The following is a 5,884-nucleotide window of genomic DNA, read 5'->3' on the forward strand; positions in this document are numbered from 1 at the left end:
CGACGGTGACGCGTGCCGCCGAGGACGAGGCGGACGCCCTGGTGGCGGCGCTCCGGCCCTGGCTCGACGCCGCCGCGCACGCGGGAGCAGCGGGGCTCGCGGCGTGCGCGCTGCTGCGCGGCGGGGGCGACGCCGACGCCGCGCGGGTGGCGCTCGACCGGGTCGAGACCGACTTCCCCGACGTGCTGCGCGCCGACGTCGCGCGCTTCGTCCGCGCGACGCTGGCGGGCCGGGAACTCGACGTCGAACGCGCGGGTGGCGCGCCGAGCACGGGTTCCGCGACGACCGCGCCCGGCACGGACCGATCACGCTCGTCGGCCGAGAGCCGGGGACCGGGGCGGCGGGCGGTGCTCGTCACCGGAGCGGAGCCGTCCGCGGGCGACGACGCGACTGCCCGCTGGCTCCGGTCGCGCGGCCTCGCCGTGCAGGTGACGTCCTCCTGGCCGCCCGTCGAGGACGCCGTGGTCGACCTGGTCGTGCTCACCCCCGACGCCCCCGCGCCGGCCGCCGAGGCGCTCGCGGGGGCGGCCGTGCCGGTGCTGGCCTTCGGGCGGCTGGTGTCGCTGGGGGTCGCGACCACGTCGGGCGTGCTGCTCGACCGTGACCGGCTGGTGCTGACCGACGGACCCGAGGTGGTCGTGCACCGCGGGGCGGGCCGGCTGGCCTGGTGCGAGCCGGTATCCGGCGTCCGGGTGCTGGCCCGTGCGCCCGAGCCGGAGCCCCGCCCGGTGCTCGTCGAGGTGCCGGCGGGCGCCCCGCTCACCACCGGCGAGCCGGCGCCCGCCGCGCGGACGACCGCGTTCCTGACCAGCGACGGCGCCGCCCGCTGGCTGCTCACCGCCGCCGGCCGGTCCCTCCTGGACGAGGCGCTGACCCGCCTCCTGCTCCCGACGCCGGTCCCCACGGCCTGAGGGGCCCGAGCCGCGGGCCGCGCGACCGGGTCCCCCTCCTGACGCCGGTCCGCACGGCCTGACGCGGCCGAGCCGCGGGGGGCGCGACCTGATCCCCACCTGATCGTCGCGCGGCCACCCGGTCGTGCGGGTGGTGGCGTGACGATCGGGTGGGGACCTGAGCGCCCGGGTCAGGGCGCGGGTCGGCCGCAGGTCAGGCGCGAGCCAGGCGCAGCGTCACCACCTGGAACGGCCCGAGGTCCAGGGCCACCGCGCCGTCGCCGGCGTCGGACAGCGGCGCCAGCGCGGCCACCTCCGGGTCCTCCCGCTCCAGCAGGTCGCGCACGGACGCCCCGGTGCAGGCGAACCCCGGGCGCACCACCGCCCGGCCGCGCCCGCCGCGCGCCTCGTACAGCCGCACGACGACGTCGCCGGACCGGTCGTCGGCGAGCTTCACGGCCTCGACGACCGCGCCCTCGACGGTGACCAGCGGCTCGACCGGCCCGGCGCCGCGCACCCGGCGGGTGGGCAGGTTGATCCGGTAGCCCTCGCGGACGGCCTCGTCGACGCCGGCGCCCGGGACCAGCGCGTACCGCATCGTGTGCCGGCCCTGGTCGGTCTCCGGGTCGGGGTACCGCGGCGCGCGGACCAGCGACAGCCGGACCGTCGTCGACCCCGCACCCCGCGCGTCCCCCGGCCCGGGGCGCGCGACGTCGTGCCCGTACGTCGAGTCGTTGACCACCGCGACGCCGTAGCCGGGCTCGGCGACGTGCAGCCACCGGTGCGCGCAGATCTCGAACCGCGCGGCGTCCCAGGACGTGTTGGTGTGGGTGGCCCGGTGCACGTGCCCGAACTGGGTCTCGGCCGTGGACCGCTCCGCGTGCACCGCCAGGGGGAACGCGGCCTTGAGCAGCGTCTCCCGCTCGTGCCAGTCGACGTCGAGCGTCAGGTCGACCCGGCGCTCCCCGGCCGCCAGCGCGATCGTCTGCACGTAGGCGGAGTCGCCGTCGTGCCGTGCGACCCGCACCTCCGCGCGAGCCGGGTCGGACGCGTCGACGTCCAGCGCCGCGACCGAGCGCACCTCGCGGACCCGGTGCCGGTAGAACTCGTCCACGTCCCAGGCGTCGAACCGCACCGGCTGGTCCGGGTGCAGCTGCAGGACGTTCGCGCTGGTCCCGGGGGCCAGCACCTCGCGGTCGGCGACCAGGTCCCGGACGGACCCGAGGGTGCCGTCGGCGTCGACCCGCACCCGCAGCAGCCCGTTGTCGAGGAGGACCGCGTCGCCCTCCCGGGACACGACCACCGGGGCGCCCGGAGCCGGCGCGGCGACCCCGGCACCCAGCGCCGGCACCCCGTCCCGGTCGTGCGGCGCGGCGTTGGCCCGGACCTCGACGTCGCCCGACCCGGCCGCGGCGGCCAGCGCCCCCGCGACCAGCGCCTCGAGCTCGCCCGCCAGCCGGCGGTAGGTGTCGCGGGCCTCGCGGTGCACCCAGGCGATGCTGCTGCCCGGGAGGATGTCGTGGAACTGCAGCAGCAGGGTGTCCTGCCACAGCCGGTCCAGGTGCTCGTACGGGTAGTCGGCCCCGGCGCGGACGGCGGCGGTCGCGGCCCACAGCTCGGCCTCGCGGAGCAGGTGCTCGGTGCGGCGGTTGCCCTGCTTCATCGCGAGCTGGCTGGTGTAGGTGCCGCGGTGGAACTCCAGGTACATCTCGCCGGACCACACCGGGGCCTGCGGGTACTCGGCCTCGGCCCCGGCGAAGAACTCGGCCGGCGTCTCGACGACGACCCGCGGCGAGCCCTCCAGGTCCGCGACCCGGTGCGCGGTCTCCATCATCTCGCGGGTCGGGCCGCCGCCCCCGTCGCCGTAGCCGAACGGCAGCAGGCTGCGGTTGGCCGGTCCGGCGTCCGCGAAGTTGGCCACCCCGTACGCCAGCTGCTCGCCGGAGAGCTTCGCGCCGTAGGTGTCGGCGGGCGGGAAGTGCGTGAACACGCGCGACCCGTCGATGCCCTCCCACCAGAACGTGTGGTGCGGGAACCGGTTGGTGGTGTTCCAGGACATCTTCTGCGACAGGAACCACCGCGCCCCGGCCAGCCGGGCGAGCTGCGGGAACGCCCCGGTGTAGCCGAACGAGTCGGGCAGCCAGACCTCGGGCTGCTCCTCGACGCCGAGCTCGGAGGCGAAGTACCGCCGGCCCTGCACGAGCTGCCGGGCCAGCGCCTCGCCGCCGGGCAGGTTGGTGTCCGACTCGACCCACATCCCGCCGACCGGCACGAACTGCCCGGACGCGACCTTCTCCTTGATCCGCGCGAACACGTGCGGGTGGTGCTCCTGCACCCAGGCGTACTGCTGGGCCGACGAGCAGGCGAACCGCAGGTCCGGGTAGGCGTCCGCGAGCGAGGCGACGTTCGAGAACGTGCGGGCGCACTTGCGGATGGTCTCCCGCACCGGCCACATCCACGCCGAGTCGATGTGCGCGTGCCCCACGGCGGAGACGCGGTGGGCGCTCGGCGCGGCGGGGGCCGCGAGCAGGTCGGCGAGCTCCGCGCGGGCGGCGGCGGCCGTGCCGGGCACGTCCCGGACGTCCAGCGCGTCGACCGCCCGCTCCAGCCCGGCCCGGACCCGCTCGCGGCGCGGGTCGTTCACCGGGAGCTGGAGGGCGAGCTCGTGCAGGACCTGGACGTCGAGCGCCAGCGCCTGCACCTCCTCCTCCAGCACCGCGACCTCGGCCCGGGCGAGCCGGTAGAGCAGCACGTCCGGGACGGTGTCCAGGTCGCCGAGGTCGGTCGTGGGGGAGCCGCCGATCGACGGGTTGGCGGCGGCCTCGACGTACAGGTCGACGACCTCGCCGCCCCGGGCCGGGTCCGCGACCGGGACGTAGAGGTTGCGCGGCTCGATCCCCTTGAGCGGGATGCCGTCGGGCGTGTAGACGAGCCCCTCGGCCTCGAACCCGGGCCCGCCGGTGCGGAACCCGAGGTCGACGAGCACCTCGATGCGGCGGCCGGCCATCTCGGGCGGGACGACGCCCCGCAGGCGGAACCAGCTCGTGGACCAGGCGCGGCCCCACGGCTCGCCGACGGTGGTGGGGGCGAACGGCAGCCGGACGGCCTCGGCGAACGGCACGGGCTCACCCGGCAGGTGGGCGACCGTCACCTCCAGCGGGGTGCGGTGCGTGTGGACGACCGGGAGCACCCGGTCCTTCAGGACGCGGTCGATGCGGGCGGTGAGGTCGGACAGGGTGCGGTGCACGGCTCTCCTCGGCGTGGTGCCGCGTGGCTCCGTCGGGCGCGGCCCAGGGGTGGGTCGCGCGCAGACACCGTGCGACGCCGGACGGATGTAGGAACGTTGCCACATTAGAGGATGTGCGACTTCGCACACCAGGGGGAGGCCCGGATGTGGGACGGCGGACCGGTGACCACTTCCCCGCGCGCGGGGGGAGAACCGCTTCTACCCTCGCACCGCGGGGTGCAGCAGCAGCGGCCCGCGCGAAGTCCGGGAGGCGGGACCGTGGACGTCACGATCGACCTGGGGCAGCCGGCGCAGCCGTCGGTCATCGCCGTGCGCGGCGACCTCGACGTGCACAGCGCGTCCGCCCTGCGCGAGGCGCTGCACTGCCTGATGGGCGCGACGGGCGAGGAGCTGACGGTCGACGCGACCGCGGTGCACGTCGTCGACGACGCCGGCCGGCGCACGCTGGAGGCGGTGCAGCGGCACTGCCGGGAGTTCGGCGGGCAGGTGCGGCTCCCGGCCTGACCCGGGCGCGCCGGGGTCAGCGGGCGCGGAGCGCCGCCACCTGCGCGGCCGTGAGGCGGCGGTGCGGGACGCCCGCGAGCAGCAGCACGACCTGCGCTGCGGCCTCCAGCTCCTCGGCCAGGTCGAGCGCCGCCGGCAGGTGCGCCCCCGCGACCAGCGAGCCGTGGTTGGCCAGCAGCATCGCGGGCGCGTCCGCGGCCAGCGCCGCGACCCCCTCGGCCAGCGCGGCGGAGCCGGGGAGCGCGAACGGCGCCACCGGCAGGTCGCCGAGCCGCATCACCTGGTACGGCGTCACCGCCGGCAGCGGGCCGGTCGCCCTCTCGCGCGGCAGAGCGGCCGGCTCCAGGCAGGACGCGGCGACGGCGGCGGGGGAGTGCAGGTGCACGACGGCCGCGGCGCCGGGCCGCGCGGCGTACACGGCGCGGTGCAGCGGCAGCTCCTTCGACGGCACCGTCCTGGCGGAGCGCTCGACCGGTGCCCCGGGGCCCGCGGCCGTGGCGGCCCCGGGGTCGACCGGGGCGACGGCGAGGTCCCGCGCCGTGACGCGCGACAGGCTCGACCCGGTCGGCGTGATCACCAGCGCGTCCCCGACCCGCACGCTCAGGTTCCCCGACCCGCCCGGCGACAGCCCGCGCGCGGCCAGGTGCCGGCACGCCGCGACCAGCGCCTCCCGAGCCGCGTCGAGCATCGCGTCCGCCACGTCGCCGGTCACGGGCACACCTCCCACGCCGTGCGGAACAGGTCCGGCCCGCCGAAGTTGCCGGACTTCAGCAGCACCGCGACGTCCGGCCCTTCGACGGGGACCATCCACGGCACGCCGGGCGCCGCCGCGGGCCCGACGCGGAGCACGCCGAGCCCGAGCGCCGCAGCGACCGCGCCGGAGGTCTCGCCGCCCGCGACCAGCAGCCGCCCGACGCCGAGGTCCCGCACGGCGCGCGCGGCGACCTCGCCGGCGGCGTGCTCCAGCACCTCCGCCGCCCGCCGGACGCCGAGGCGCTCCTGGGTGCCGCGCACGGCGTCCGGGTCGGCGGACGAGGAGACCAGCACCGGGCCGGGCCCGTCGGCGTACGCGGCCGCCAGGTCGCGCAGCACCGCGGCGAGCGCGCCGTCCGGGTCGGCGGCGAGGGCGTCGGCGTCCAGCGCCACCCGGGGTCCGGGGAACCGCGCGACCTGCTCCCGGGTGCGCGCCGAGCACGAGCCGGAGACGACCAGGGCGCGCCCGCCGGTGCGTCGGGGCGCGGGG

Annotated in this window: 4 protein-coding genes and 1 pseudogene; 2 read left to right on the forward strand and 3 right to left on the reverse strand. The window is 77.8% G+C overall.

Annotated features, from left to right (window positions below):
• Window positions 1–911 (forward strand): annotated as a pseudogene (locus tag G6556_RS16550) (hypothetical protein); the annotation flags it as partial.
• A 193-nt stretch (window positions 912–1,104) separates the two neighbouring features.
• On the opposite strand, the gene G6556_RS16555 reads toward G6556_RS16550, so the two are convergent.
• Complete coding sequence (locus tag G6556_RS16555) at window positions 1,105–4,137, reverse strand: glycoside hydrolase family 38 C-terminal domain-containing protein (protein WP_346774954.1); 3,033 nt, start codon at window positions 4,135–4,137, stop codon at window positions 1,105–1,107.
• Between the two features lie 258 nt (window positions 4,138–4,395).
• Here G6556_RS16555 and G6556_RS16560 point away from each other — a divergent pair, with 258 nt between their 5' ends.
• Window positions 4,396–4,641: an STAS domain-containing protein gene (locus G6556_RS16560; protein WP_166943894.1), complete on the forward strand. Its 246-nt coding sequence runs from the start codon at window positions 4,396–4,398 to the stop codon at window positions 4,639–4,641.
• Window positions 4,642–4,657: 16 nt separating this feature from the next.
• Here G6556_RS16560 and G6556_RS16565 read toward each other — a convergent pair whose 3' ends face one another.
• Both G6556_RS16565 and G6556_RS16570 read right to left on the reverse strand, forming a co-directional pair.
• Window positions 4,658–5,353 (reverse strand): class II aldolase/adducin family protein, encoded by a 696-nt coding sequence (locus G6556_RS16565; RefSeq protein ID WP_346774955.1) that lies wholly within the window; start codon window positions 5,351–5,353, stop codon window positions 4,658–4,660.
• A partial coding sequence (locus tag G6556_RS16570) for a nucleotide-binding domain containing protein (RefSeq protein WP_277344790.1) occupies window positions 5,350–5,884 on the reverse strand: 535 nt, incomplete at its 5' end. The genes G6556_RS16565 and G6556_RS16570, both read right to left, overlap by 4 nt.

Origin of the sequence: Cellulomonas sp. IC4_254 (assembly GCF_011603975.1) — a bacterium.
Lineage (GTDB): Bacteria > Actinomycetota > Actinomycetes > Actinomycetales > Cellulomonadaceae > Cellulomonas.